This window comes from Streptomyces sp. NPDC046203, from assembly GCF_040646255.1.
Classification (GTDB): domain Bacteria; phylum Actinomycetota; class Actinomycetes; order Streptomycetales; family Streptomycetaceae; genus Streptomyces.
The window spans coordinates 87,195-113,279 of the sequence record NZ_JBEYZX010000005.1 but is presented as its reverse complement, the minus strand read 5'-3'; the positions used below and the strand labels follow the sequence as shown (position 1 = coordinate 113,279).

The following is a 26,085-nucleotide window of genomic DNA, read 5'->3' as shown; positions in this document are numbered from 1 at the left end:
GGCCGTCGGTGCGCTGCGATAGCTTCCCTTCATCGGTGCCGGACGGGCGCCGGTGAAGGGCAAGCGCGCGGGGTGGACCGATGGACCTGATGACGGAAGACCTGGAGAAGTACCGCCGGGAGCTGACGGGTTACTGCTACCGGATGCTCGGCTCCGCCTTCGAGGCGGAGGACGCGGTCCAGGACACCATGGTGCGCGCCTGGCGCTCGCTCGACTCCTTCGAGGGACGTTCCTCCCTGCGGTCCTGGCTCTACCGGATCGCCACCAACGTCTGCCTGGACTCCCTGAACGCGGGCAACCGGCGGGCCCGTCCGATGGATCTGTCGGAGCCGACGCCGGTGGCGCAGGCCCGGCTCAACGAACGCCCCGAGATCACCTGGCTGGAGCCGGTGCCGGACGGCCGGGTGCTGCCGTCGGTGGCCGACCCGGCGGAGACGGCGGTCTCGCGCGAGACCGTACGGCTCGCGTTCGTCGCCGCGCTCCAGCATCTCCCGCCGAAGCAGCGGGCGGTACTGATCCTGCGCGAGGTGCTGGCCTGGAAGGCGAGCGAGGTGGCCGAACTGCTCGGCCTGACCGTCGCGTCCGTCAACAGCGCGCTCCAGCGGGCCCGCGCGACGATCCAGGAGAACGCGCCGACGGCCGCGGACGGCGCCGATCCGCTCGACGAGGAGCAGAAGGCGCTCCTCGAACGCTATGTGGCGGCCTTCGAGGGTTACGACATGAAGGCGCTCACGACGCTCCTCCACGAGGACGCCACCATGTCCATGCCGCCGTACGACCTGTGGCTGCGCGGCCACGAGGACATCGTCGGCTGGATGCTGGGCGTCGGCGACGCGTGCCGGGGCTCGAAGCTGGTCCCGACCGTGGCGAACGGCCAGCCGGCGTTCGCGCACTACCACCCGGACCCGGAGGGCGGCTACGCGCCGTGGGCCCTGATCGTGCTCGAACTGCGCGACGGGAAGATCGGCGGGATGGACTTCTTCCTGGACACCAAGCGGTGGTTCCCGCTGTTCGACCTGCCGGAGCGGCTGGAGGCCGCTGCGGGCTGAGCCGGTCCACTCTCGCGCCGGCCCGGCGGAGCTCCGCGAGGGGCGCACGGCGGGCCGGCGCGGGGCACGGGGCGGGCCGAAGTGGGCCCCTGCGGGTCACAGCAGGTCGCCGAGCCCGACGAGCGCGAGGACATCGCGCAGCTCGGGCCCGGCGCCCCGGAACAGCAGCCGGTGTCCGCCCCGCCGGGCGGCGAGCCGGAGCCGGGCGACCGCGTCGACGGCGGCGAGCCCGGCACCGGTGAGCCCGCCGAGGTCGCAGACGACGACGGTCGGCGGGGTGGCGGCGAGCAGCTCGCAGAGCCGCCGCACCTCGTCGGGCGCGGGCCGGCCGGCGAGGCGTAGTTCGAGAGTTCCGGACATGTCCACAAGGGGTGGACCGCCCGGGCGGCCGGAACTCATCGCGGGCTGTTCCCCGGCTGCCCCGTGAACCCCGCCAGGGCCGTCTTCCGCACCTGTTCCGTGGGTCTCTAGGCTCGACGCCATGACTCATGACCGCGCCCGCACCCGCGCCGAGCTGGTGATCTTCGACTGCGACGGTGTCCTGGTGGACAGCGAGCGGATCTACTGCCGTATCGACCGGGAGGTGTTCGCGCGCCTCGGCGCGGAGTTCAGCGAGGAGGAGATGGTCGACCTGTTCGTCGGCTCCTCCGGCACGCAGCTCACCACCCTGATCGAGGAACGCCTCGGCCGCCGGCTGGAGCACGGCTGGGACCAGCCGTTCCGGCATCTGTACGAGGAGGCGCTGGACGCGGAGCTGACCGAGGTCGAGGGCGTCACGGAGGTCCTGGACGCCTTGGACGTGCCATTCTGTCTCGCCTCCAACGGTAGCCACCGCTCGATACGCGGCAATCTCACCCGCACCGGCCTCCTCCCCCGCTTCGAGGGCCGCGTCTTCAGCGCCCACGACGTCGCCCACGGCAAGCCGGCCCCCGACCTCTTCCTGCACGCGGCCCGCTCGATGGGCGTGCCGCCCGAGCGCTGCGCGGTGGTCGAGGACAGCGCGTACGGCGTCCAGGCGGCCCGCGCCGCGGGCATGCGCGCCTTCGGCTTCACCGGCGGCCTCACCCGCGCGGACCGCCTGACCGGCCCCGGCACCCGCCTCTTCACGCACATGCGCGAGCTGCCGGAGCTGCTGGGGGTGGGCGCGTGAGCACGGACGTGGCATGGGAGCGGCTGTTCCACGCGTACGGGACGGCGACCGACACCGGCACGGCCCTGGCCGGTCCTCTCGCGGAGGCCGAGGACCACCTGTGGTCGGCGATCCTGCACCAGGGATCGGTCTGGCCGGCCACCCCGCCCGCCCTCCGGGCCGTCGCCGACCGCCTCGCCGAGGCACCGGCGCTCGGGCTCGCGTTCGTACGGGACGTGGCGTCCGCCGTACGGATGGGAGACGCGGCCGAGGAGCTGCGGGCCGAGGTGGCGGCGGCCGACACGGCGGCGTGGACGGCCGCGTACGTGGCGGCCGACGAGGACGACCAGGTCGACATGTGGGACGACGAGACCGGCGACCTGGTCCTCGCCGAGGCGGCCCTGGCCTGCTGGGATCTGCTGCCGGAACTGGTCGGACCGGTCACCGCGTTCCTGGACGACCCGGACCCGGGGATCCGCGCGGGCGCGTGGGCCACGACCGCCGAACTGCTCGCCCACCCGGGCGCGGCGGACCGGCTGCCCGTATTCCTCCCCCGCCTCGCCGGCGCCGCCGAGGCCGCCGTGTCCGTACGGGAACGCGCCTCGCTCGTCCTGGACCTCGGCCGGCTCGGCGGCGACCCGGCGCCCTTCCTCACGGACCCGGACCCGCTGGTCCGGTGCGCGGCGGCGCTGACCGGGCCGCTCGCCGACGCCCCGGCGGCCCATGAGGAGCTGCTGCTGGCGGCCGTCCGCCCCGACGCTCTCGACCCGCTCGCGGGCATCCCCGGCTTCGGCGGCCACTCCCCCCGCCAGGTGCTGATCGCGACGCTGACCGGCCGCGTCCCGGACTTCTCCCGCCTGTACGAGCCGGCCCTCGCGGCCCTCCCACACGCCTTCCGAACCGCCCCCTGCCCCGACCTCGGCCCCTATCTGCGGGTCGCCTTCCCGTCCGGCCTGCCCGACGACCCGACTCCTGAACAGCAAGGACTGGCACGGGAGTTGGCAGCCAGGGACGAGCTGTGGGATCCGGCGAACGGCAACCGCCGTTTCACTCTGGGGGCGTTGGGACTGCCGGACGACCGGGAGGCGTGGCGGGCGCTCAGTCGAGTGGGAACCTCGCGGTGTCGAGGGTGAGATCGAAGGGGGCGGGGAGGTGGATCTTCTCGCCCAACTTCAATCGGTCGTCACCGATCCCAGCATGCCGAACGGGACCGATGGGGGTCCACCGATCCCGTTCAGCCATACGTGTCACTGACACGTGCCAGGGGCGTTCAGCGCCAGCCGGACCCTGGTGGCCCTACTGGATCACCCGCGACCAGCTTCGCTCTGGGCAGGCAGACCCCGAGAGGTCATCATGCGAACGAGCGACAGCACCGCGTCCGCCCCCGGCACCACCACGTCGGCCGCTAGCGTCGGCACCGTGAACACCGACACTGCCGACGCCCCCGCCGTCGACCGCCTCCGTGCCCGGCTCGTCGACCGGCTCGTCAAGACCGGTGCGGTCCGCACCCGGAGCGTCGAGGACGCCATGCGGACGGTTCCGCGTCATTCCTTCGTCCCGGACGCCCCGCTGGAGAAGGCGTACGAGGATGCTCCGGTGAACACCAAGTACGACGAGGGCGGCATCTCCATCAGCTGTGCCTCGCAGCCCTCCATCGTCGGCCTGATGCTCGAACAGCTCGGTGTCGAGCCGGGCCATCGCGTCCTCGAAATCGGCGCGGGCACGGGGTACAACGCAGGACTCCTCGGCCACCTGGTCGGGGAGACGGGCCATGTCACCACGATCGATGTGGACGACGACATCGTGCAGGGCGCTCGTACCGGGCTCGCCGCCGCCGGCATCGACAACGTCGAAGTCGTCCTCGGAGACGGTGCGGTCGGTCACCGCGTGAACGCGCCCTACGACCGGCTCGTGGCGACCGTCGGTGCCCACGGTGTCCCGCACGCCTGGCTCGACCAGCTCGCCCCCGGCGGTCGCCTGCTCGCACCGCTCCGGCTGCGCGGCAGCGTCTCCCGGTCCATCGCCTTCGAGCGGGACGTGGACGGAGTCTGGCGCAGCGTCGGCTCCGAGATGAATACGTTCATGCCGTTGCGGCGAGGTATCGCGGACGATCCGCGCGTCCTGGTGCGGCTGACCGCGGACGGGTCGGTGACCTTGGTGACCAACAGCGATCAGGACGTGGACATCGAGGCTCTGTCCACCGTGCTCGCCCAGCCGCGCGTGGAGGCATGGACCGGCGTGACGTTCCGGGGGCCCGAGTCGGCGGAGTGGCTGGAGCTCTGGCTCACCTGCACCCTGCCGAACGGTCTGAGCCGTATGCCCACCGAGAACGACGCCCGCGAACAGGGTCTGGTCGTCTCGCCCTACCCCAGCTCCACAGCCACCTTCGCCGGCGGCACACTGACTTACCTCTCCCGCCGCACCGCCGCCGAGAAGGCATCGGACGGCGCCACGCTGTACGAATTCGGTGTCATCGGCCACGGTCCCGAAGCCCAGCAGCTCGTCGAGCGTGTCGTCACGGAGACGCTGACCTGGGACAAGGAGTTCCGGAGCCGAGACGTCGTCTTCGAGGTCCGGACCCGGGACGGCGCGGCCCCGGCGGAACGGCCGGGCCGCTTCTGCTTCGACAACGGACTCAACCGCATGATCATCGAGTGGCAGTGACGACGTGATCACGGAGGCCGACCGGAAGGCCTGGCCGGCGCTCAGTCGACGGGGAACTCCGAGGTGTCGAGGGTGAGATCGAAGGGGGCGGGGAGACGGATCTTCTCGCCGAACTCGACGACCTCCAGGACCCGGTAGAGGCCGTTCTTCGGCTCGCCGTAGAGCGTGGCCGTCGGCCGGCCCGCGACCCAGCGGTCGATGAGCAGATAGAGGGGCACACCGCCGGCGGCATAGCCACGCAGCTTGCGAACCCGATCGTGGTGCGCGTTCCCCTTCGAGGTGACCTCGACAACGAGTTCGGCCACCTCGGCGGGGAAGGAACTTCCGGTCGCCTGGTCCACGGCGGCTTCAGGGACGACCACCAGGTCGGGCACATACAGACTCGACCGCTCGGGAATCGCGAGGGCGAGCGACTGGTACACGTTCACCTCCTCGGAGATGCCGTGGATCAGCCATCGGTGGACCTTGGCTGTGATGCTGCCGTGCTGAACTGTGGGCAAAGGGGCCACGGTGATGATTCCCTCGACGATCTCCACCTTGCAGCCCTCGGGCCAGTCCATCGATTCCCAGCGACGGACCAGGTCGTCCCAGCCGTTTCCCTGCTCGGGTCCGGCCTCGGCGGCGAGTGCGCTCATGCTGTGCTCCTCAATCGGTCGCCACCGATCCCAGCATGCCGAACGGGACCGGTGGGGGGGGCCACCGATCCCGTTCACTCATACGTGTCACTGGCACATGCCAGGGGCGTTCAGCGCCTGCCGCTCCTTACGCGAGCGGCCGACGGTCCTTACGCGATGCGGTCCAGGACGATCGGCGTCCGCGTGAAGGAGGTGCCCTCCGGGGCGATGTCCCAGGACGACCCCAGGGACTCCAGGGCGTACCCGAACTTCTCCGGGGTGTCCGTGTGCAGCGTCAGCAGCGGCTGGCCCGCGGTCACCGTGTCGCCCGGCTTCGCGTGCATCTCGACGCCCGCGCCCGCCTGCACCGGGTCCTCCTTGCGCGCGCGGCCGGCGCCCAGGCGCCAGGCGGCGACGCCGATGTCGTAGGCGTCCAGGCGGGTGAGCACGCCGGAGGCCGGGGCCATGATCACGTGCTGCTCGCGGGCGACCGGCAGGGCCGCGTCCGGGTCGCCGCCCTGCGCGGCGATCATGCGGCGCCAGACGTCCATCGCGGAGCCGTCGGCCAGCGCCTTCGCCGGGTCGGCGTCCTTCAGGCCGGCCGCGTCGAGCATCTCGCGGGCGAGCGCGAGGGTCAGCTCGACGACGTCCGCCGGGCCGCCGCCCGCGAGGACCTCGACGGACTCGCGGACCTCCAGGGCGTTGCCGGCGGTCAGGCCGAGCGGGGTGGACATGTCGGTGAGCAGCGCGGCCGTGCGGACGCCGCTGTCGGTGCCGAGCGCGACCATGGTGGAGGCCAGCTCGCGGGCGTCCTCGATGGTCTTCATGAAGGCGCCGGTGCCGACCTTGACGTCCAGGACGAGCGAGCCGGTGCCCTCGGCGATCTTCTTCGACATGATCGAGGAGGCGATCAGCGGGATGGCCTCGACGGTGCCGGTGACGTCGCGCAGCGCGTAGAGCTTCTTGTCGGCCGGGGCCAGGCCGTCGCCGGCCGCGCAGATGACCGCGCCGGTGCCGTCGAGGACGGACAGCATCTCCTCGTTGGACAGCAGCGCCCGCCAGCCGGGGATGGACTCCAGCTTGTCGAGGGTGCCGCCGGTGTGGCCGAGGCCCCGGCCGGACAGCTGCGGGACGGCCGCGCCGCAGGCGGCGACGAGCGGGGCGAGCGGCAGCGTGATCTTGTCGCCGACGCCGCCGGTGGAGTGCTTGTCGGCGGTCGGACGGGACAGCGAGGACGAGAAGTCCATCCGCTCGCCGGAGGCGATCATGGCCGCGGTCCAGCGGGCGATCTCGTCGCGGTTCATGCCGTTCAGCAGGATCGCCATGGCCAGGGCGGACATCTGCTCGTCGGCGACCTCCCCGCGGGTGTAGGCGTCGATGACCCAGTCGATCTGCTCGGGGCTCAGCTCGCCCTTGTCCCGCTTGGTACGGATGACGGAGATGACGTCCATGTGGTGATGCCTCTTTCTACGCGCATAGAGGAGCAAAAGGAGAAGGCGGCCCCTCCATCCTGCCGGAAGGGCCGCCTCAGGGAATTACGAAGCCGGGGAAGCCGGGTGGTCGTCCGCAGCCGGGTGGCCCGCCACCAGGTGGTCCGGGCCGAACGCCTGCGGCAGCATCTCCGCCAGGGTGCGGAACCCGGCGGGCGTCTCCAGGACCAGTTCGGGGCCCCCGAACTCGTACAGGAGCTGCCGGCACCGGCCGCACGGCACCAGGGGCTCGCCCCGGCCGTCCACGCACGCGAAGTGCGTCAGCCGGCCGCCGCCCGTCGCCTGGAGCCGCGAGACCAGTCCGCACTCGGCGCACAGACCGAGCCCGAAGGAGGCGTTCTCCACGTTGCAGCCGGAGACCGTCCGCCCGTCGTCGACCAGGGCCGCCGCGCCGACCGGGTAACCGGAGTACGGGGCGTACGCGCGGGCCATGGCCTCGCGGGCCGCCGTGCGCAGCGACGCCCAGCCGGCCTCGGAGAGGCCCGTACCGGACAGTCCGCCCTTGAGCCCGGACTCGGCCGGTGCCCCGGCCTCGGTCTCGCCGGCGGCCCGGTTCTCCGACGGGTCCATCGGCCCCGCCGTCACTTGCCCTGGCCCTTCCGGTACGGCAGTCCGTCCGCCTTCGGCATCCGCAGCCGCTGCGCCGACAGGGCCAGCACGAGCAGCGTGGTGATGTACGGGGCGGCGTCCACGAACTGGCTCGGGACCTCGTCGGTGAACGCGTACCAGCAGAAGAAGCCGGCCGCGACGACGGCGGCGACGACGGCCGCCACGTACTTCTTCTTGTACAGCTGCCACAGCATCGCGATCACCAGCAGGACGGCGACGAGCAGCAGCAGCGCGTGGACGTTCTCGGCGCCGCCGCGCAGCTTGAGGCTGTCGGTGAAACCGAACAGGCCGGCGCCGAGGGCCATGCCGCCCGGCATCCAGTTGCCGAAGATCATCGCGGCGAGACCGATGTAACCTCGGCCGCCGGTCTGGCCCTCCTGGTAGATGCCGGTGGACACGATCGCGAGGAACGCGCCGCCGAGGCCCGCGAGGCCACCGGAGATCGCCACGGCGATGTACTTGTACTTGTAGACGTTGACGCCCAGCGACTCGGCCGCGACCGGGTTCTCGCCGCAGGAGCGCAGCCGCAGGCCGAAGGCCGTGCGCCACAGCACCCACCAGGTGGCCGGGATCAGCAGGATCGCGACGATCGTCAGCAGCGACAGGTTGGTGACCAGTCCGCCGAGGATGCCCGCCAGGTCGGAGATCAGGAACCAGTGCTTGCCCTGGAGCTCGGCCAGCTTGTCCGAGAGCCCCGGGACGGTGATCTGGGTGATCTGGTCGATGCGCGGGGACTGCTTGGAGGAGCCGCCCTCGGCCTCGGCGAACGTGAAGTTCGACAGGTACTTGGTGAAGCCGAGCGCCAGGATGTTGATCGCCACACCGGAGACGATGTGGTTCACGTTGAAGGTGACGGTGATGATCGCGTGCAGCAGACCGCCGAGCGCACCGCCGAGGATGCCGACGAGGACACCCGTCCACGGGCCCCACTGGTAGCCGGCCCAGGCACCGAACCAGGTGCCGAGGATCATCATGCCTTCGAGACCGATGTTGACGACGCCCGCGCGCTCGGACCACAGACCGCCCAGACCGGCGAGGCCGATCGGCACGGCGAGCTGGAGAGCGCCGGAGACCTGGCCGACCGAGGTGAGGTCGTCGGCCCCGGAGACGGCGCGGACCAGCGAGAAGAGCACGAGACCGGCCGCGACGATCAGCAGGATCCAGGGCCAGGTCAGCTTGCGGCGCGCACCCTTGGCGGGGGCGGCGCTGGGCTTGGCGACGGTGCCGGTGCTCATGCCGCCACCTCCTTGTCGGTCGTGAGGGCGGCGCCGGCGGCCAGCTGCTCGCCGACCTTCTGCTGCTGGCGGCGGAGGCCGTAACGGCGGACCAGCTCGTAGGAGACGACCACGGCGATCACGATGATGCCCTTCATGATCTCGGTGATCTCCTTCGGGTAGCCCTCGGTGTCCAGCGTCGAGGACGCCTTCTCCAGGAACGCGAAGAGGAGCGACGCGAAGAGGATGCCGACCGGGTGGTTACGGCCCAGCAGGGCGATCGCGATGGCGGTGAAGCCGACGCCGACCGGGAAGTCGAGGCTGTACGTGTGCGTCTCGCCGAGCAGCGTCGGCATGCCGGACAGACCGGCGAGGCCGCCCGAGATCAGCATCGAGGTGAGGACCATCTTCTTGGCGTCGACGCCGCTGGCCTGGGCCGCGGACTCGCTGGCGCCGGTGGCGCGCAGGTCGAAGCCGAAGCGGGAGCGGTTGAGGACGAACCAGTAGACGACACCGAGCGCGAGCGCGACGAAGGTGAAGCCGTAGATGACGCCGTTGCCCTCGCCCATGTCGATGCCGGGGAACCAGCCGGACTCGGCGATGTCGCCGGTGGTCAGGTTGTTGGAGCCCTCGGGCTGGACGCCGAAGTTCTTCGGCAGGATCAGCCAGGCCACCAGGGCCGTGGTGATCGAGTTCAGCATGATCGTGGAGACGACCTCGGAGACCCCTCGGGTGGTCTTGAGGATGCCCGCGATACCGGCCCAGAAGGCACCGGTGAGCATGGCGACGAGCACGATCAGCAGGATGTGCAGCGGGCCGGGCAGGCTCACGGAGGCGCCGACGAGGGCCGACACCATGGCGGCGAGGCGGTACTGGCCGTCGACGCCGATGTTGAAGAGGTTCATCTGGAAGCCGATGGCCACGGCCAGCGACGCCAGGTAGTAGATGCCCGTCTGGTTGACGATCAGCACCTGGATGTCGGAGTACGCCGCGTTGTCCAGCATCAGCCGGATCGGCTCGATCGGGTCGAGGCCCGTCACGAGCAGCACCAGCACGGTGAGCACGAACGAGGAGACGAGCGCGAGCACGGGGCCGGCGGCCCCGATGATCAGCTTGTCCTTGTCGATTTTCGTCATCGGGCGTCACCGTCTCCGGGCTGCTGGTCGTTGCCCTCCAGGTGACCGGTGGCGGCACCGGTCATGGCGGAGCCCAGCTCCTCGGGCGTGATGGTGGCGGGGTCCGCGTCGGCCACGAGCCGGCCTCGGTACATGACCCGGAGGGTGTCGGACAGGCCGATCAGCTCGTCCAGGTCGGCCGAGATCAGCAGCACCGCCAGGCCCTCGCTGCGGGCGTCGCGGATGGCGTCCCAGATCTGCGCCTGCGCGCCGACGTCCACACCGCGGGTGGGGTGGGCGGCGATCAGGAACTTGGGGTGGTGGCTCATCTCGCGGCCGACGATCAGCTTCTGCTGGTTGCCGCCGGACAGCGAGGCCGCGGTCACGTCGATGCCGGGGGTCCGGACGTCGTACTCGCGCACGATCCGCTCGGTGTCGGCGCGGGCGGCCTTCGGGTCGAGGATGCCGCGCCGGGAGTTCGGGGCCTCGGTGACATGACCGAGGATCCGGTTCTCCCAGAGCGAGGACTCCAGGAGCAGGCCGTGGCGGTGGCGGTCCTCGGGGATGTAGCCGATGCCGCCCTCGCGGCGCTTGCGCACCGAGGTCGTGGTGATGTCCGTGCCGTCGAGCGTGATGACGCCGGCGTCCGGGCTGTTCATGCCCATCAGGGCCTCGATCAGCTCGGTCTGGCCGTTGCCCTCGACGCCGGCGATGCCGAGGATCTCGCCCTTGTGGATGGTGAACGAGATGTCGTCGAGGAGCTTGCGGGCGGCGGCGGTCGCCGGGGCGGCCGGAGTCGCGGCGGGCGCCTCGGTCTTCGCCGTCTTCACGAGGGCGTCCTGCGGCTCGGCGTCCCGGGGCTCCGGGATGTCGAGCACGGCGGCCGGGTCCTCGGGAGCGGCGGACGTCAGCGGGGCCGCGGCGGCCGCGCCGGACTCGGTCAGGGTCAGCCCGGCCACCTGGAGCATCGGGACGTCCGTCACCGTCGACTCGCGGGTCTCCGGCGAGGGCAGCTCGGAGCCGACCATCAGTTCGGCGAGCTGCTTGGTGGTGGCGGTCTTCGGGTCGGCGGTGCCGACCGTGGTGCCGCGCCGGATGACGGTGATGTCGTCGGCGACCTTCAGGATCTCGCCCAGCTTGTGCGAGATGAAGATGACGGTCAGACCCTCGGACTTGAGCTCGCGCAGGTTGTCGAAGAGCGCGTCGACCTCCTGCGGGACCAGGACGGCGGTCGGCTCGTCGAGGATCAGGATGCGGGCGCCCCGGTAGAGGACCTTGAGGATCTCCACGCGCTGCCGGTCGGCGACCCCGAGGTCCTCGATCAGGGCGTCGGGCTGGACCCCGAGGCCGTACGCGTCGGAGATCTCCTGGATCCTGCGACGGGCCTTGCCGCCGATGCCGTGGAGCTTCTCGCCGCCGAGGACGACGTTCTCCAGGACGGTGAGGTTGTCGGCGAGCATGAAGTGCTGGTGCACCATGCCGATACCGCGCGCGATGGCGTCACCGGGGCTGCTGAACGAGACCTGCTCGCCGTCGACGGCGATGGTGCCCTCGTCCGGCTTCTGCATGCCGTAGAGGATCTTCATCAGGGTCGACTTGCCGGCACCGTTCTCACCGATGAGGGCATGGACGGTGCCCTTGCGAACGGTGATCGCGATGTCCTTGTTGGCGACGACGCCGGGGAAGCGCTTGGTGATGCCGTGGAGTTCGACGGCAGGGGGGCTGGACGCGTTGATGGCGCACTCTCCTTGGCCGGAAGGAGTGGGAGCGGACGGGCAGGGCGGGGCGAAGTTATCGTGCCGCTGGGACATCTACACGCGTAGCACTGCCGAGAATGGAAAACCCGTACGGTAATGAGACCGGGCCCGGCCGCCGGGTCCGCGGGGGCCGTACGGAGCGGCCGGAAAAGCGGTGGCGGGCGGACCCGAGGGCCCGGTGACGGCGGGTGTTCCCCCCGTCACCGGGCCCTCGGTCGATCATGGAGCGATCAGCGTCACGGAGTGGTCTTGACGGTGATCTTGCCGGCGACGATGTCCGCCTTCGCCTTCTCGACGGCGGCGATGACATCGGCCAGCTTCTTGTACGCCGGGTTCGAGTCGGCCAGGCCGACACCGTTCGCGGCGAGGCCGACACGGACCTCACCGGACTGCGGCTTGCCGTCCTTGACCGACTTGATCAGGTTGAAGACGGAACCCTGGACGTCCTTGGTGACCGAGGTCAGGATGTGGTCCTTGTACTGGTCCAGGCCCTTCTGCAGGTACTGGTCCGAGTCGACGCCCACGGCCCACTTGCCGGCCTTGGCGGTGGCCTCGATCGCACCCGAACCGGCGAGACCGGCGGCCGAGTAGATCACGTCGGCGCCCTTGTCGAGCTGGCCCTGCGCGGCGGCCTTGCCGAGGTCCGGCTTCGAGAAGCCGTCGAAGTTCGGCGGCTGGGTCAGGTACTGGGTGAGCACCTTGGCCTTGGGGTCGGTGTCCTTGACGCCCTGGACGAAGCCCGCCTCGAACTTCTTGATCAGCGGAACCTCGACACCGCCGATGAAGCCGACCGTGTGGGACTTGGAGACCTTGGCGGCGGCGACGCCGGCCAGGTAGGAGCCCTGCTCCTCGTTGAACACCAGGTTGGCGATGTTCGCGCCGGTCTTCGAGGTGTCGTCGATGATGCCGAAGGTGGTCTTCGGGAACTGCTTGGCGACCTTCTCGATGGCCGGGGCGTAGGCGAAGCCGACACCGATGACCGGGTTGTTGCCCTTGCGGGCCAGCGAGGTCAGACGCTGGACCTTGTCCGCGTCGCTCTCGCCGTCGGAGGGCTCGGCCTCGGCACCCTTGGCGCCCAGCTCCTTCTCGGCCTTCTGCAGACCCGCGAAGGCGGCGTCGTTGAAGGACTGGTCGCCGCGGCCGCCGATGTCGTACGCGATGGCGGCCTTGAGGCCCTTGGAGTCGGAGGACGCCGAGGACGAGGACGAGGAGCTCTCGTCCGACGACGACTTGCCACACGCGGTGGCGGACAGCGCGAGCGCCGCGGAGGCGATGCCCACGGTGGCGATCCTGGTGATCCGGCGCAAGAGGAGGGTCCCTTCAAGACTGACCGAAAGCGCCTCTTCCGGCGCTGGTTTCGCCGCGATCGTAACGCGCGTAGATGTCAGTTAAAGACCCGTTCATGAGTCGTTATCGGATCGACGCGAACCAGCCAGAACACCACGCACCGTACCCATTCCGGCACGGTCCGACATCGTGCCTGGTGACGGCCGGTGCGGCGAGCCCGCAGGGGCCTCGCCGAGCCACCGGACGCTTTCCATCCGGTGGCGGTCATGGCCGAAAATATCCGCATATGCGATGCCGGGCGGGGCTAGGCGGTCGCGTCCAGCAGAACGGCGGCCGTGAACAATTCCACACCGACCGTGATGGCGTACTCGTCGACGTCGAAGTCGCCCGCGTGCAGATCGCGCACCCGGGTCTCGTCGGGGGCGCGCACCCCGAGCCGGGCCATGGCCCCGGGGACGTGCTCCAGGTACCAGGAGAAGTCCTCGCCGCCGAGCGACTGCTCGGTGTCCTCGACCGCGTCCGCGCCGAGCCGGGCCGTCATGGCCTCGCGCAGCAGATCGGCGACGGCCGGATCGTTGACGACCGGCGGGACGCCGCGCACGTAGTCGACGGTCGACTTGGCCCGGTGCAGCGCGGCGACCTCGTCGATGGCCGCGTGGACCAGGTCGGGGGCCTCGCGCCAGGACGGCAGGTCGAGGCAGCGCACGGTGCCGGACAGCTCGGCGTGCTGCGGGATGACGTTCGGGGCGTGACCGGACTCGATCCGGCCCCAGGTCACCGAGAGACCGGAGCGGGCGTCGATCCGGCGGCCGACGACGGCGGGCACGTCGACCGCGACCCGGGCGGCGGCGGTCACCAGGTCGGTGGTCAGATGCGGGCGGGCGGTGTGCCCGCCGCCGCCCGACAGGGTGACTTCGAGCCGGTCGCAGGCGGAGGTGATGGGGCCGTGGCGCAGCCCGATCCGGCCGGCGTCGACCTTCGGATCGCAGTGCACGGCGATGATCCGGCCGACCCCGTCGAGCACGCCCGCCTCGACCGCGTCGGTGGCGCCGCCGGGCAGCACCTCCTCGGCGGGCTGGAAGATCAGCCGGACCGGCGCGGGCAGCCGGCCCTCGCGGTCGAGCGCGGCGAGGACCAGACCGGCGCCCAGGGCGACGGTGGTGTGGACGTCGTGGCCGCAGGCGTGCGCGCGGCCGGGCTCGGTGGAGCGGTACGGGACGGTCTTGGTGTCCGGGATCGGCAGCGCGTCGATGTCGGCGCGGATGGCCAGCACGGGACGCCGTTCCCGGCCGAGGCCGTCGCCCGCGGCGCCGCCGGCGCGCGGAGTGCTCCCCTCGCGGTGGTCCCCGTCGTTCCCGCCGCCGCGCTTCCCGTCCCCGCCGATCTTCCCGTCCCCGCCGATCTTCCCGTCTCCGCCGGGCTCCTTGTCGTCGCTCCCCCCGTCGCCGTCCATGCCGTCCACGCCGTCCATGCCGCCGACGACACCGACGAAGCCACCGATGTCGCACACGAGCCCGGTGCCGCCGGGGAGTACGCGCGGATGCAGCCCGGCGGCCTCCAGTCGGGCCTTGAGCACGGCGGTGGTACGGAACTCCTGCTTGCCGAGCTCGGGGTGCATGTGCAAGTCCCTGCGGAACTCGATCAGTTCGGCGCGCAGGGTTTCGGACAGCTTCCCGGGCAGCGCCGCGGGCGCCGGACCGGGGTCGGGCTCATGGGACTTCAACTGGTTCACCTTGGGAAGGGTATGCCCCTTGGAAGATCAACTACCGCTTGATCGCGAAAACTTCAGCCCGATAGGGGAAAGAAATCGCTCTCTTCAAGCTTGGCTGTCATCCTCACTGGGTATGCCTACCCGAATTCGAGCCTTTCAGTCAGGGTGGCGCTGCCCGCCACCCCGGCCAGGAAGCCGCGCGCCCTCGGCGAGGCGGTCCGTCTGATCCACTCGGGCGCTATCTCGCAGACGGCGACCTTCACGCCCGTACCGGCGAGCGCCAGTGGCAGCGTGTGCACGACCGTCGACGGAAAGCTGACCACCGTGCGGCCGATCGGGCCCCGGCGGGCGATCAGTTCGAGCGGGAGGTCGGGGCGGACCACTTCGAGTCCGGTCTCGGTGGCGACCCGGTGCAGCTTGTCGGTGCTCTCGCGGCGGTGCGCGAAGTAGCGGGTGGCGCCGTGGGTGCGGGCGAGGACGGTCACGGCCCGCAGATACTCGTCGGGGTCGACCACACCCGTCTCCACCAGGGAGGTGCCGACCAGATCGGCGCCCCGGGTGAGACGGGGCGGGCCGAAGGCGGCCCGGGTCCAGGCGAAGTCGTTGGCGGTGACGGTGGTTCCGGGCGGTGCCTCGACCGGCAGCGAGGTGAAGATCTCCACCGTGCGGTGGCGGCCCGGCGCGAGCTTGCGGCGGGCCAGTGAGGTGACGGGGGCGAGCGCCAGTTCGCGCGGGCCGAGGCTGCCCCGCCGGTGCCAGCGCACCAGGCGTTCGCCGCGCGCGAGCTGGGCCGCGTACTCCATGGTCGCGGTGCCGTCGTCGACGACGGTGACCCGGCGGGGGCCGTAGAGGGTGAGCAGCAGCTGGACGTAGCGCGAGAACGGGTCCCCGACGATCACCCGCTCCGCGGCGCGCAGGGGCCCGGCCAGCTCCCCCAGGGTCCGTACCACCGCGCCCCTGCCCTGCCGGGCGTCCTGCCAGGTCACCGTGACGCCCTCGTCCCGGGCCAGCTGGGCCATCCGGCGCAGCTGGCCGCGGGACATCGGGTCGGTGGGCGCGAGGACGACCACATGGAGGCCGGCGTGGGCGAGCGAGGGCGGGCGGGGGGCGGGGTCCGCGAGGTCGGAGTCCCAGGCGGCGGGGGCTGCGGGGGCAGCGGGGCTCCGGTCGCCGGGAGCGCCGTCGGCCGTGGCCCGGTCGCCGGGGGCCGTGTGGTGCGCGGCCCCGCCGGCCGGGGTGCCGTCTTCCCGGGGCCCGTCGGCCACCGTCCCGCCGCGCGCGGGCTGCGGCGGGACGGTGGCGAGGGGGCGGGGACGCCCGAGGGCGTCGGCATGGGCCCACTCCAGGACGTTCAGGAGCTGGACCGGGCTCTCGACGAACGCCAGCCGGCCGGTCATGCGGCGTCGGTGTCCTGGACCCGGCGGAGCTTCTTCATCGGGCCGAGCTCCGACTCGTAGACCTTCTTCACGCCGTCGCCGAGGGCGGTCTCGATCGCGCGGATGTCGCGGACGAGGCGGGTCAGGCCCTGCGGCTCGACGGAGGCGGCCTGGTCGGAGCCCCACATCGCGCGGTCGAGGGTGATGTGGCGCTCGACGAAGGTGGCGCCGAGGGCGACGGCGGCGAGCGTGGTCGACAGGCCGGTCTCGTGGCCGGAGTAGCCGATCGGGACGTTCGGGTACTCGTCCTGGAGCGTCTGGATGACGCGCAGGTTCAGCTCCTCGGCCTTGGCCGGGTAGGTCGAAGTGGCGTGGCAGAGCAGGATGTTGGCGCTGCCGAGGACCTCGACGGCGTGCCGGATCTGCTTCGGGGTGGACATGCCGGTGGAGAGGATCACCGTGCGGCCGGTGGCGCGCAGTTCGCGCAGCAGCTCGTCGTCGGTGAGGGAGGCGGAGGCCACCTTGTGGGCGGGCACGTCGAACTTCTCCAGGAAGGCGACGGCCTCGTTGTCCCACGGGGAGGCGAACCAGTCGATGCCGCGCTTCGCGCAGTGCTCGTCGATGGCGCGGTACTCGTCCTCGCCGAACTCGACGCGGTGGCGGTAGTCGATGTACGTCATCCGGCCCCAGGGGGTGTCGCGCTCGATGTCCCACTGGTCGCGCGGGGTGCAGATCTCCGGGGTGCGCTTCTGGAACTTGACGGCGTCGCAGCCGGCTTCGGCGGCCACGTCGATGAGCGCGAGGGCGTTGTCCAGGGAGCCGTTGTGGTTGATGCCGATCTCGCCCGTGACGTAGACGGGGTGGCCGGGGCCGGCGGTCTTGGCGCCGAGGGTGCGCAGACGGGAGTTGCCCATGATGGTGGTTCCTTACGAAGTGGAGGGCTATGCAGGGGTGTTGAGCTCGGGTCCGAGGAGCCAGGCGGCGATCTCGCGGATCGCGCCGAAGCCACCGGGGGTGCTGGTGACCGCGCGGGCGGCGGCCCGTACGGAGTCGTGGGCGCTGCCCACCGCGACGGGCCAGCCGACGAGACGGAAGCAGGGGAGGTCGTTGACGTCGTTGCCGGCGTAGAGCACGCGCGCGGGGTCGATGCCGTGCTCGTCGCACCAGTCCTTGAGGGCGAGGTCCTTGCGGTCCACGCCGTGCAGGACCGGGATCCGCAGCTTGCGGGCGCGGGCGGCGACGACGGGGTTCTCTTCGGTGGACAGGATCAGCAGCGGCATTCCGGCGCGGCGCAGGGCGGCGATGCCGAGGCCGTCGCCTCGGTGCACGGAGACGAACTCCCGTCCGTCGGCGTCGATATGGACGCGGTCGTCGGTCTGGGTGCCGTCGAAGTCGAGGACGACCGCGTCGATGTCGCCGAAGACCGGACCGGCCGGCCGGTCCAGGAGCGGCGCGAGGGCGCGGGCGCGGGCGAGGTCGTGCGGGTCGTCGATCTCCAGGACCCGGGCGGGGTCGGTGACGACGAGCGCGGTGCGGCCGAAGAAGCGGTGCCGGTGGGTACGGAAGCCGTCGGTGGCCATCGCGTAGACGGCGCCGGTCTCCAGGTACTCGGCCTCGCGGTCCTGGCGGCGCGGCCGGTGGGCCTTGTCGTGGTTGACGCCGGTGGCGCCCTGCGTACCGCTCCTCCAGAGGAAACCGTGGCTGGGGGCGGCCGTGAAGGCGGTGTCGGCGCCGCCGCCGGCCACCTCGGACGCGACCTGGTCGATCTCCTCCGAGGTGAGGAAGGGGCTGGTGCACTGGACGAGCAGGACGACATCGGGGGTGCGGCCGTGCAGCGCCTCGAAGGTGTCCAGCGCGTGCAGGACGGCGGCCTCGCTGGTGGCCGTGTCGCCGGAGATCCCGGCGGGCCGGCGGACGGCCTCGGCGCCGTGGGCGCGGGCGGCGTCCGCGATGTCCTGGTCGTCGGTGGAGACGACGACATCGGTGACGGCGGGCGCGCCGAGGCAGGCGCGGACGGCCCGGCCGACCAGCGCGATCCCGGCGACCGGGGCCAGGTTCTTGCCGGGGACGCCCTTGGAGCCGCCCCGGGCGGGGACGACGGCGAGCACGGTGGGGGCGGGCGGGGCGGCCGGGGTCGTCGGTGCGGGTACGGCCGCCGGGGTGGCCTGGTGCGTCGGCGCTGTCTGGCTCGTCGGCGCTGGATCGTTCGTCGGGGCGGGCATCACAGATCTCCCAGGCGTCGGATGACGGGCGCCACGCGCTGGACGCCATGGCGGTAGGCGCCGCGCGCCGCCTCGCGGACGATCCGGCGCACACCGCTCGCGCGGGGCGCGGGTGCGGTGACGTCGAGGCGGTGGCGGGCGAGGATGCCGGGCAGATAGCCGCCGGCGGTGGACGTGGTGTAGTACGGGGCGACCGGCGGCAGCGCGGGTCCGGCGAGAAGCCGTGCGACCCGGTCGCGGGCGGCGTCGAAGGCACGGTCGTACGAACCGTCGGCGGCCACGCCCTGCCGGTCCAGCCAGTCCTTGTCGGGCTCGGGCGCGCTCCCGGCGTCGAGCCCGTCGAAGGAGGTGAGCAGCCCGGAGCCGATGAAGTGGTGGTTGCCGAGCGCCTCGCGCACCCCGAGGTCGGTGAGGATCGCGGTGGGGATCCGCCGGTGCAGGGCTTCGAGGGCCGCCGTGGAGGAGACGGTGACCAGGACGTCGGTACGGTCGAGGACCTCGCCCATGTGCCCGTACACCAGACGGAAGTTGGGCGGCACGTCGAGATCGCGGACGAGTCGCTGGTAGGGGAACTCCTCCAGGTGCGTGGTGTGTTCGCCCGGCTTGGAGCGCAGCTTCAGCAGCACCTCTCGGTCGGGACGCTGCCGCGCGTGCTCGATCAGCCGGCGCAGTACGTACGTCCGCTCGGCCCGGGTGACCGGTACGGAGGGCTGGGCGGCGAACACCAGGGTGTCGCGGCCCTCTTCACGCCGGTACGGGGCTCCGCCGAGGAACGGCAGCGCGGCCTCGACGACGGCCGACGGGTCGGCGCCGACCCCCTCGTACACGGCGCGGAAACGGTCCGCGTCGTGACGGGAGTTGGCGAGCACGACATCGGCTCCGTGGCGCAGCAGCAGACCGTCGGCGAGCTTCTCGTAGACCACGCCGACATAGCCGGTGACGAGCACCGGGCGGCGTTCCAGGGCGAGTTCGGCGATGCCCTGGAGCAGGGCGCGCACGGTGCCGCCGACGAGGGCGAGCACGATCACGTCGTATCCCTCGCCTCGGTCGGCCGCGGCGCGTACCTCGCGCAGGAACTCCGCTCCCGTCACCTCGCGCGGCGCCACCGGGGACACCCCGGTCTCGGCGAGCTGGCGGGTGGTGGGGGTGGCGCGGCCGCGCAGCACGAAGCCGGTGGGCCCGGCCGGTGCGGCGGACTCCGCCGATCCGGGGGCGGCTTCGGCGGTTCCGGGGGCTCCGGGGGCTCCGGGGGCTCCGGGGGCTCCGGCATTCTCGCCGCTCGCCGGCAATTCCGCGGTGATTCTGCGTGCGGTGAGCACGCCCCATTTCCACCGCGTGTCGGAATCGGCGAGAACGGCGACGCGCACCGCTCGTTCGGTACGTGAGGACACGTCGAGGACGCTAGGAGGGATACGGGATTCGCGGCCCAACACGGCTGCAACAAAGGGTGAACAGCATCGATCCGCCGAGCGGGAAACGGACAGAAAGGGGCCGGGAAGGGGGCGGGAACAAGGGCGGTTAAGAGGCCCGCCGCTTCGTGTTCACCGCTCGTCCCCTTTCCGGTCAGGGCGAATGCCGGGGCGCCGCCTAGCGTCGGCCGGGTGGTCAAGCTCTCCGTCGTCGTGCCGTTCCACAACGTGCAGACATACGCCTCCGACACCCTGCGAAGCCTGCGCGCGAACGCCCGCGAGGACTTCGAGTTCCTGCTCGTCGACGACTGTTCGACGGACGGGACCACCGAACTCCTGGCCCGTGCCGAACACGAGATCCCGGGCGCGCGGCTGCTCCGGCACCCCCACAACAAGGGTCTCGCCACCGCCCGCAACACCGGTCTGGACGCCGCCCGCGGCGCGTATCTGACCTTCCTCGACGGGGACGACTGGCTCTCCCCCGGCTTCTACGCCCGGCTCGTCGCCGATCTCGACGCCCTGGACTGCGACTTCCTGCGCGTCGACCACGTCCAGGTCACCGGCCGCAAGCGGTCGGTGCGGCGGGTGCCGGTGGGCCGGCGCGACGAGGTGCTGAGCCCGCGCGACGTGATCCTGCCCTCGGACCGGAGCACGGCCGTGGACTATCCGTACGCCTGGGCCGGGATCTACCGGCGGCGGCTGCTCGACCGAGGGCTGCTGCACTTCACCGACGGGCTGCGCACGGCCGAGGACCGGCCGTGGATCTGGCGGCTGCACCGGGAAGCGGAATCCTTCGCCGTGACCGGGGAACCCGGAATCTTCTACCGGCGCGGAGTCGCCACCTCGCTCACCCAGATCGGCGATGTCCGGCAACTCGATTTCCTGCGCGCTTTCGATCAGGTCATCGAGGAGACCAGCGCCGATCCGGAGGCGGATCTACTTCTTCCCAAAGCGGTCCGCACCTATTGCGCGGTGATTTCCCATCATCTCGGGAACAGCGAACGATTCGAGCCGCGGGTGGCCCGGGAATTGCGCATCCGGAGCGCGGCGGCCCTGCGCCGGCTGCCGCAGGACGTGCTCGCGGAGACACTGGCGGCGATGGGCGAGGACCGCGCGGGCCCACTGCGGCGGCTGAAGCGCCGACGTCCCGTCCTCGGCGCGCCGACCGCCGGTCCGGGCGGTCCGGGCGGGCCCGCCGCTGATCCGGCCGTCGACCCGGCCACCTCGGTCCACCAGGAGACGAGCACCGCATGAGCAGCCCTACGAACCGCCCCACCAGCCTCGGCACCGGCGCCGGTGCCGGCACCACGCAGATCTTTTACGTCTCCACGCTGTACGGCGCCGCGACGCTGGCCGCCGCCCTCGACAGCGGCTGCTTCGCACCGGCCGGCCGGCGGCTGCTGCTCGTCTCCACCAACGCGGCCGTGCCGGAGACCACCACCCCCGTCCACCGGATGCCCGGCTTCGAGCGGCTGCGCGGCCGCTTCGACGAGATCCTCGACTGGAACGCGACGATCGAGCCGCTGCACCCGGGCGGCTGGACGCCCCGCGCGGACGATCTGCCGCTGCTCCAGCGGTATGTGCGACGACTGTGGGGACTCGGCGAGGGCCCCGGTCACCGGGTCGAACTCGTCGTGGAATCCCTCCAGGTGGCGCCCGCCCTGACGATCGCCCGGCTGCTGCCGGAGGCGGCGATCCATGTGTACGCGGACGGGCTGATGAGTTACGGCCCCACCCGTAACAAGATCGATCCGCTGGTCGGCGAACGGGTCCGGCGACTGCTGCACCTGGATCTGGTGCCGGGCCTGAAGCCGCTGCTGCTCGCGGAGTTCGGGGCGGTCGCCGAGGCCGTACCGGCGAAGGCGTTCACCAAGGTCGTCGAGGAGCTGGCGGGGGCGAGAGCAGAGGCGGGCGAGGAGGAGAAGGGCGCGGAGGCGGAGGCGGAGCCCGGGCCGGCGCTGCTGCTCGGCCAGTACCTGGCGGCCCTCTCCCTCCTCACCCCCGAGGAGGAGGGCGACCTGCATCTGCGGATGGTGCGCGGCGCGATCGCCCGGGGCCACCGCCGGCTGGTCTTCAAGCCGCACCCGAGCGCCCCCGACGCCTGGTCGGCCGCGCTGGTCCGGGAGGCGGCGGCGCTCGGCGCCGAACTGACCGTCCTGGACCGTCCGGTGCTCGCCGAGGTGCTGTACGGAGAGCTGCGGCCCGCGCTCGTGGTGGGCTGCTTCTCGACGGCACTGTTCACGGCGAGCGCCTTCTACGGGATCCCGACGGCGAAGGTCGGCACCCGGCCGCTGCTCGCCCGGCTCACGCCGTACGCGAACAGCAACCGGATCCCGCTCGTCCTCACGGACGCGCTCGTACCGGATCTGGAGGAGGATCCGGCGGACGCCGGGCCTTCGCCCCTGACCAGGACCGCGCTCGCGGACCTGGTGGCGGCGGTCGGGTTCGTAATGCAGTCGAAGCTGCGGCCGGATCTGCGGGACGCGGCCGTACGCCATCTGTCCGGCCCGCACGCGGCCGTCACCCGGGAGCACGTCACCCTGCGCCGGCTGACCTCGCTCGGACTGCCCGGCGGACTGCCGGTCCCCCGACACCCGGGTCTGCGCCGGCTGGCCCGCCGCGCCCTGAAGCTGCGGCGGCGGGCGCTGCGGGCGGCGGCTTCGGTCCGGCGCGGCTGAACGAGGAGGTCGGCCGAGGAGGTCGGCCGTCGCGCCGGACCGACACCTGCGTCGGGTGCCGGTCCGGCCGGCCTCCGGGTCGACCGCACCCGACCGCAGCCGCCCGCGCTCGCCCCGACCGGTCAGACCCGGCTGACCGGCTCCTGGATCTCGGTGATCCAGCCGGCCGGGTCCTCGGGGCACTCCAGGTAGAGCTCGCGGGCGTAGCCGGCCGACCGGTAGCCGTTGGTGCCGATCCAGGCGGCCAGGGTCTGCTCGGTCGGCAGGATGCCGTCCATGGAACCCCGGTGGACGATGGTGGCGGCCTGCTCGACGCCCGGCAGGATGTGCACCAGCACGCCCTCCGCGACCGTCCCCTCCGCCACGGTCATCCCGGCGTGCACGACGACCGAGCCGTCGCCCCGGCCCGCGTCCTCGTAGTACGCGATGCCCGGGCCGAACCCGGTGACGCCCGCCGCCTCCAGTCGGGCGCACAGTTCCTCGTACAGCGGGCCGATGACCGGTGTGATGTCCTTCGGGCCGAAGCCGGCCGCGGCGGCGCTCAGCTCCGCGATCCGGACGGCCGGGATCTTCTTGACGACGACGTCCTGTGTGGACATGTGTCCCTCGCTCTCGATGGCTCGGAGCCGCGCGCCGACCTGGGCGAGCCGGGCCCGCGCCGCGTCCAGGGCCGATTCCAGTTCGGCCTGGCGCAGCCGCAGCATCCCGCGCAGCTCGTCCGCGCCGATCTCGTCGTCGAGGATGGCCCCCACCTGTTCCAGGGTGAAGCCGAGTTCCTTGAGCGCGATGACGCGGTTGAGCCGGGCGAGCTGGTCCGCCGTGTAGTGGCGGTAGCCGCTGTGCGGGTCGACACGGGCCGGGCGCAGCAGTCCGATGGCGTCGTAGTGGCGCAGCATGCGGACCGACACCCGCCCGTACCGGGCGAAGTCTCCGATGGTGAACATGACGACTCCTACGGGACCGCCTCACACGGTGTCAGGGTCAACCCGCGGACTCGCGACGAGGGGGCGAGGGAGGTGAGGGAACGAGGGAGGTGAGGGGGACGTGTCCGGATCAGGCCGCGCTGCTCAGCGAGAGCTTCACGGCGAAGCCGAGGAAGAGCGCCCCGGCGGCCGAGGTCGCCCCGGCGGACAGCCGCTTGCGGCGGCGGAAGGCGGCGGCGAGCCGCGTACCGCTGAAGATCAGGGTGGTGAGGTAGAGGAAGCTGCCGGTCTGCAGCAGCGTGCCCAGGACCAGGAAGGACAGCGCCGGATAGGCGTAGGACGGGTCGACGAACTGCACGAAGAAGGAGATCAGGAAGAGGATCGCCTTCGGGTTGAACAGGCTGATGACCAGGGCCCTGCGGTACGGGTGCTCCGCCGCCTCGGCCGCCTCCGACGCCTGGGCGATCTCCGCCGCGGCCGGCTCGGCCGGTTCCCGCTCCTGGTGGTGCGCGCGCCACATGGAGATCGCCGAGCGCATCATCCCGTACGCCATCCAGGTCAGATAGGCCGCGCCCGCGTACTTCACGACGAGGAAGAGCACGGGCGTGGTCTGGAGGAGCGAGGCCGCGCCGAGGGCGGCGAGGGTCATCAGGACCGTGTCGCCGGTGAAGACGCCGGCGGCGGCCTTGTAGCCGGTCCGGGTGCCCTTGCGGGCGGCGACGGACAGCACGTAGAGGGAGTTCGGCCCCGGCAGGAGAATGATGACGGCCAGGCCGGCGAGATAGGTCGGCAGATCGGTGACACCCAGCATGGTGCGGAGTGTCGCACACCAGTACGAGGTTCCGCTTTCGGGTTTCAGTAGGCGGAACCGACCGCCGCAGGGCGCCCGGAGAACGCTCGGATGACGCCCGGAGAACGCCCGGATGGCGCCCGGAAAACGGCCCGGGGAGGCCGCCGGAAGAGGCGGCCGGGAGAGGCCGGCGGAAGAGGCGGCCGGGAGAGGCGGCCGGAAGCGCGGACCGGAGGCCGCCCGACCCCGCCCGACCCGCCCGACCCGCCCGGCCCCGCCCGCAGGTGTCGTTCACCCGCGGGCGGGCCGGTGCCCGTGGACGTCGGCCAGAATCAGTCAGAAGGCGTCCGTCGGCACGTACGTGCCCCACACCTCGCGCAGCGCGTCGCACACCTCGCCGACCGTGGCCCGCGCCTTCAGCGCCTTCTTCATCGGGTACAGGACGTTGTCCGTCCCCTCCGCCGCCTTCTTCAGCTCCGCCAGCGCCGCGTCGACGGCCGCCTGGTCGCGCCCGGCGCGCAGCGCGGCGAGGCGCTCGGCCTGCTGCGCCTCGATCGCCGGGTCGACGCGCAGCGGCTCGTACGGCTCCTCGACGTCGATCGTGTAGCGGTTGACGCCCACGACGACCCGCTCGCCGGAGTCCGTCTCCTGCGCGACGCGGTACGCCGAGCGCTCGATCTCGCTCTTCTGGAAACCGCGCTCGATCGCGTCGACCGCGCCGCCCAGCTCCTCGACCTTCGCCATCAGCTCGACCGCCGCGGCCTCGACCTCGTCGGTCATCCGCTCGACCACGTAGCTGCCCGCGAACGGGTCGACGGTGGCGGTGACGTCCGTCTCGTACGCGAGGACCTGCTGGGTGCGCAGTGCGAGCCGGGCCGACTTGTCCGTCGGCAGCGCGATGGCCTCGTCGAAGGAGTTGGTGTGCAGCGACTGCGTGCCGCCGAGGACGGCCGCGAGGCCCTGCACCGCGACGCGCACCAGGTTGACCTCGGGCTGCTGGGCGGTGAGCTGCACGCCGGCGGTCTGCGTGTGGAAGCGCAGCATCAGCGACTTCGGGTTCTTCGCCCCGAACTCCTCCTTCATCACCCGCGCCCAGATCCGGCGGGCCGCGCGGAACTTGGCGACCTCCTCCAGGATCGTCGTCCGCGCCACGAAGAAGAACGACAGACGCGGCGCGAAGTCGTCCACGTCCATGCCGGCGGCGACGGCCGTCCGGACGTACTCGATGCCGTCCGCGAGCGTGAACGCGATCTCCTGCGCGGGCGAGGCACCGGCCTCGGCCATGTGGTAGCCGGAGATCGAGATGGTGTTCCACTTCGGGATCTCGGCCTTGCAGTACTTGAAGATGTCCGCGATCAGGCGCAGCGACGGCTTGGGCGGGAAGATGTACGTGCCGCGGGCGATGTACTCCTTCAGCACGTCGTTCTGGATCGTGCCGGTCAGCTTCTCCGCCGTGACGCCCTGCTCCTCGGCGACCAGCTGGTACATCAGGAGCAGCAGCGAGGCGGGCGCGTTGATGGTCATCGACGTGGAGACCTTGTCCAGCGGGATGCCGTCGAACAGCACCCGCATGTCGTCGACCGAGTCGATCGCCACCCCGACCTTGCCGACCTCGCCGTGCGACAGCGGCGCGTCGGAGTCGTGGCCCATCTGGGTCGGCAGGTCGAAGGCGACCGACAGGCCCATGGTGCCGTTGTCGATGAGCTGCTTGTAGCGGGCGTTGGACTCCACGGCGGTGCCGAAGCCCGCGTACTGGCGCATGGTCCACGGCCGTCCGGTGTACATCGACGGGTACACACCCCGGGTGAAGGGGTACGCGCCCGGCTCGCCCAGCTTCTCGGCCGGATCCCAGCCCTCCAGGGCGTCCGGCCCGTACACCGGCTCGATGGGCAGTCCGGACTCCGACTCGCGCGCCATGTGCTGTGCCTCCCGATCAACCGCTGCTGCTCAGCGGCAAACTCAACCGCTACTCGTGGGTACCGACCCCTCGCGACGGACTGTAGTGCCGGGCGTACCGGCCGGAGGAGAGCAGCCCGCTGGGACCTTCC

At 71.7% G+C, this 26,085-nt stretch carries 22 protein-coding genes; 6 read left to right on the top strand and 16 right to left on the bottom strand.

Annotated elements, in window-relative coordinates:
* Nucleotides 1–89: 89 nt before the first annotated feature.
* Complete coding sequence (locus tag ABZ990_RS06150) at nt 90–1,049, top strand: sigma-70 family RNA polymerase sigma factor (protein WP_361226387.1); 960 nt, start codon at nt 90–92, stop codon at nt 1,047–1,049.
* Nucleotides 1,050–1,145: 96 nt separating this feature from the next.
* Here the strand turns inward: ABZ990_RS06150 and ABZ990_RS06145 are convergent, their stop codons facing one another.
* Entirely contained in the window at nt 1,146–1,409 is a 264-nt protein-coding gene (locus ABZ990_RS06145) for an STAS domain-containing protein (protein ID WP_361226025.1), read from the bottom strand.
* Nucleotides 1,410–1,530: 121 nt separating this feature from the next.
* Between ABZ990_RS06145 and ABZ990_RS06140 the strand changes: the two genes are divergently transcribed.
* The 3 genes from ABZ990_RS06140 to fxlM all read left to right on the top strand — a co-directional run bounded on the left by ABZ990_RS06140 (nt 1,531) and on the right by fxlM (nt 4,842).
* Nucleotides 1,531–2,199, top strand: coding sequence for an HAD family hydrolase (locus ABZ990_RS06140; RefSeq protein WP_361226022.1), 669 nt, complete (start codon nt 1,531–1,533; stop codon nt 2,197–2,199).
* On the top strand, nt 2,196–3,311 hold the full coding sequence (locus ABZ990_RS06135; protein ID WP_361226019.1) for a hypothetical protein: 1,116 nt from the start codon (nt 2,196–2,198) through the stop codon (nt 3,309–3,311). The genes ABZ990_RS06140 and ABZ990_RS06135 overlap by 4 nt, the downstream gene beginning before the upstream one ends.
* 286 nt (nt 3,312–3,597) lie before the next feature.
* The gene (gene fxlM, locus ABZ990_RS06130; protein WP_361226016.1) at nt 3,598–4,842 is read left to right on the top strand and encodes a methyltransferase, FxLD system; all 1,245 of its coding nucleotides are present in this window, start codon (nt 3,598–3,600) and stop codon (nt 4,840–4,842) included.
* A 41-nt stretch (nt 4,843–4,883) separates the two neighbouring features.
* Here the strand turns inward: fxlM and ABZ990_RS06125 are convergent, their stop codons facing one another.
* From ABZ990_RS06125 to ABZ990_RS06070, 12 genes are all read right to left on the bottom strand, one after another.
* Nucleotides 4,884–5,477 carry a Uma2 family endonuclease gene (locus ABZ990_RS06125; RefSeq protein ID WP_361226013.1) on the bottom strand — a complete coding sequence of 198 codons (594 nt, stop codon included), beginning with the start codon at nt 5,475–5,477 and terminating at the stop codon, nt 4,884–4,886.
* Nucleotides 5,478–5,626: 149 nt separating this feature from the next.
* Complete coding sequence (locus tag ABZ990_RS06120) at nt 5,627–6,907, bottom strand: thymidine phosphorylase (protein ID WP_361226010.1); 1,281 nt, start codon at nt 6,905–6,907, stop codon at nt 5,627–5,629.
* 84 nt (nt 6,908–6,991) lie between these two features.
* The gene (locus ABZ990_RS06115) at nt 6,992–7,441 is read right to left on the bottom strand and encodes a cytidine deaminase (protein ID WP_361226385.1); all 450 of its coding nucleotides are present in this window, start codon (nt 7,439–7,441) and stop codon (nt 6,992–6,994) included.
* An 86-nt stretch (nt 7,442–7,527) separates the two neighbouring features.
* The gene (locus ABZ990_RS06110; protein WP_361226007.1) at nt 7,528–8,790 is read right to left on the bottom strand and encodes an ABC transporter permease; all 1,263 of its coding nucleotides are present in this window, start codon (nt 8,788–8,790) and stop codon (nt 7,528–7,530) included.
* On the bottom strand, nt 8,787–9,905 hold the full coding sequence (locus ABZ990_RS06105; protein ID WP_361226004.1) for an ABC transporter permease: 1,119 nt from the start codon (nt 9,903–9,905) through the stop codon (nt 8,787–8,789). Before ABZ990_RS06105 ends, ABZ990_RS06110 begins: the two co-directional genes overlap by 4 nt.
* A complete protein-coding gene (locus ABZ990_RS06100) occupies nt 9,902–11,695 on the bottom strand; it encodes an ABC transporter ATP-binding protein (RefSeq protein ID WP_361226001.1) in 1,794 nt (597 codons plus the stop codon). The genes ABZ990_RS06105 and ABZ990_RS06100 overlap by 4 nt, the downstream gene beginning before the upstream one ends.
* A gap of 182 nt (nt 11,696–11,877) precedes the next feature.
* Nucleotides 11,878–12,948 (bottom strand): BMP family ABC transporter substrate-binding protein, encoded by a 1,071-nt coding sequence (locus tag ABZ990_RS06095; RefSeq protein ID WP_361225998.1) that lies wholly within the window; start codon nt 12,946–12,948, stop codon nt 11,878–11,880.
* Nucleotides 12,949–13,232: 284 nt separating this feature from the next.
* Nucleotides 13,233–14,660, bottom strand: a complete 1,428-nt coding sequence (locus tag ABZ990_RS06090) for an amidohydrolase (protein WP_361225995.1) — start codon at nt 14,658–14,660, stop codon at nt 13,233–13,235.
* A 116-nt stretch (nt 14,661–14,776) separates the two neighbouring features.
* Entirely contained in the window at nt 14,777–16,036 is a 1,260-nt protein-coding gene (locus tag ABZ990_RS06085) for a hypothetical protein (RefSeq protein WP_361225992.1), read from the bottom strand.
* Nucleotides 16,033–16,929 carry an N-acetylneuraminate synthase family protein gene (locus ABZ990_RS06080; RefSeq protein WP_361225989.1) on the bottom strand — a complete coding sequence of 299 codons (897 nt, stop codon included), beginning with the start codon at nt 16,927–16,929 and terminating at the stop codon, nt 16,033–16,035. Before ABZ990_RS06080 ends, ABZ990_RS06085 begins: the two co-directional genes overlap by 4 nt.
* Nucleotides 16,930–16,956: 27 nt before the next feature.
* Nucleotides 16,957–18,237, bottom strand: a complete 1,281-nt coding sequence (locus tag ABZ990_RS06075; protein ID WP_361225986.1) for an acylneuraminate cytidylyltransferase — start codon at nt 18,235–18,237, stop codon at nt 16,957–16,959.
* On the bottom strand, nt 18,237–19,628 hold the full coding sequence (locus ABZ990_RS06070) for a DUF6716 putative glycosyltransferase (protein WP_361225984.1): 1,392 nt from the start codon (nt 19,626–19,628) through the stop codon (nt 18,237–18,239). Before ABZ990_RS06070 ends, ABZ990_RS06075 begins: the two co-directional genes overlap by 1 nt.
* A gap of 210 nt (nt 19,629–19,838) precedes the next feature.
* On the opposite strand from ABZ990_RS06070, the gene ABZ990_RS06065 reads away from it, so the two are divergent.
* Together ABZ990_RS06065 and ABZ990_RS06060 are read left to right on the top strand one after the other, a co-directional pair.
* A complete protein-coding gene (locus tag ABZ990_RS06065; RefSeq protein ID WP_361225981.1) occupies nt 19,839–20,900 on the top strand; it encodes a glycosyltransferase family 2 protein in 1,062 nt (353 codons plus the stop codon).
* Nucleotides 20,897–22,324, top strand: a complete 1,428-nt coding sequence (locus tag ABZ990_RS06060) for an alpha-2,8-polysialyltransferase family protein (RefSeq protein ID WP_361225978.1) — start codon at nt 20,897–20,899, stop codon at nt 22,322–22,324. The genes ABZ990_RS06065 and ABZ990_RS06060 overlap by 4 nt, the downstream gene beginning before the upstream one ends.
* Before the next feature lie 122 nt (nt 22,325–22,446).
* On the opposite strand, the gene ABZ990_RS06055 is transcribed toward ABZ990_RS06060, so the two are convergent.
* The 3 genes from ABZ990_RS06055 to ABZ990_RS06045 all read right to left on the bottom strand — a co-directional run bounded on the left by ABZ990_RS06055 (nt 22,447) and on the right by ABZ990_RS06045 (nt 25,954).
* Entirely contained in the window at nt 22,447–23,268 is an 822-nt protein-coding gene (locus ABZ990_RS06055; protein WP_361225976.1) for a MerR family transcriptional regulator, read from the bottom strand.
* A gap of 109 nt (nt 23,269–23,377) precedes the next feature.
* The gene (gene leuE, locus ABZ990_RS06050) at nt 23,378–24,058 is read right to left on the bottom strand and encodes a leucine efflux protein LeuE (protein ID WP_361225973.1); all 681 of its coding nucleotides are present in this window, start codon (nt 24,056–24,058) and stop codon (nt 23,378–23,380) included.
* A 315-nt stretch (nt 24,059–24,373) separates the two neighbouring features.
* Nucleotides 24,374–25,954, bottom strand: a complete 1,581-nt coding sequence (locus tag ABZ990_RS06045) for a methylmalonyl-CoA mutase family protein (protein ID WP_361225969.1) — start codon at nt 25,952–25,954, stop codon at nt 24,374–24,376.
* Nucleotides 25,955–26,085 lie beyond the last annotated feature (131 nt).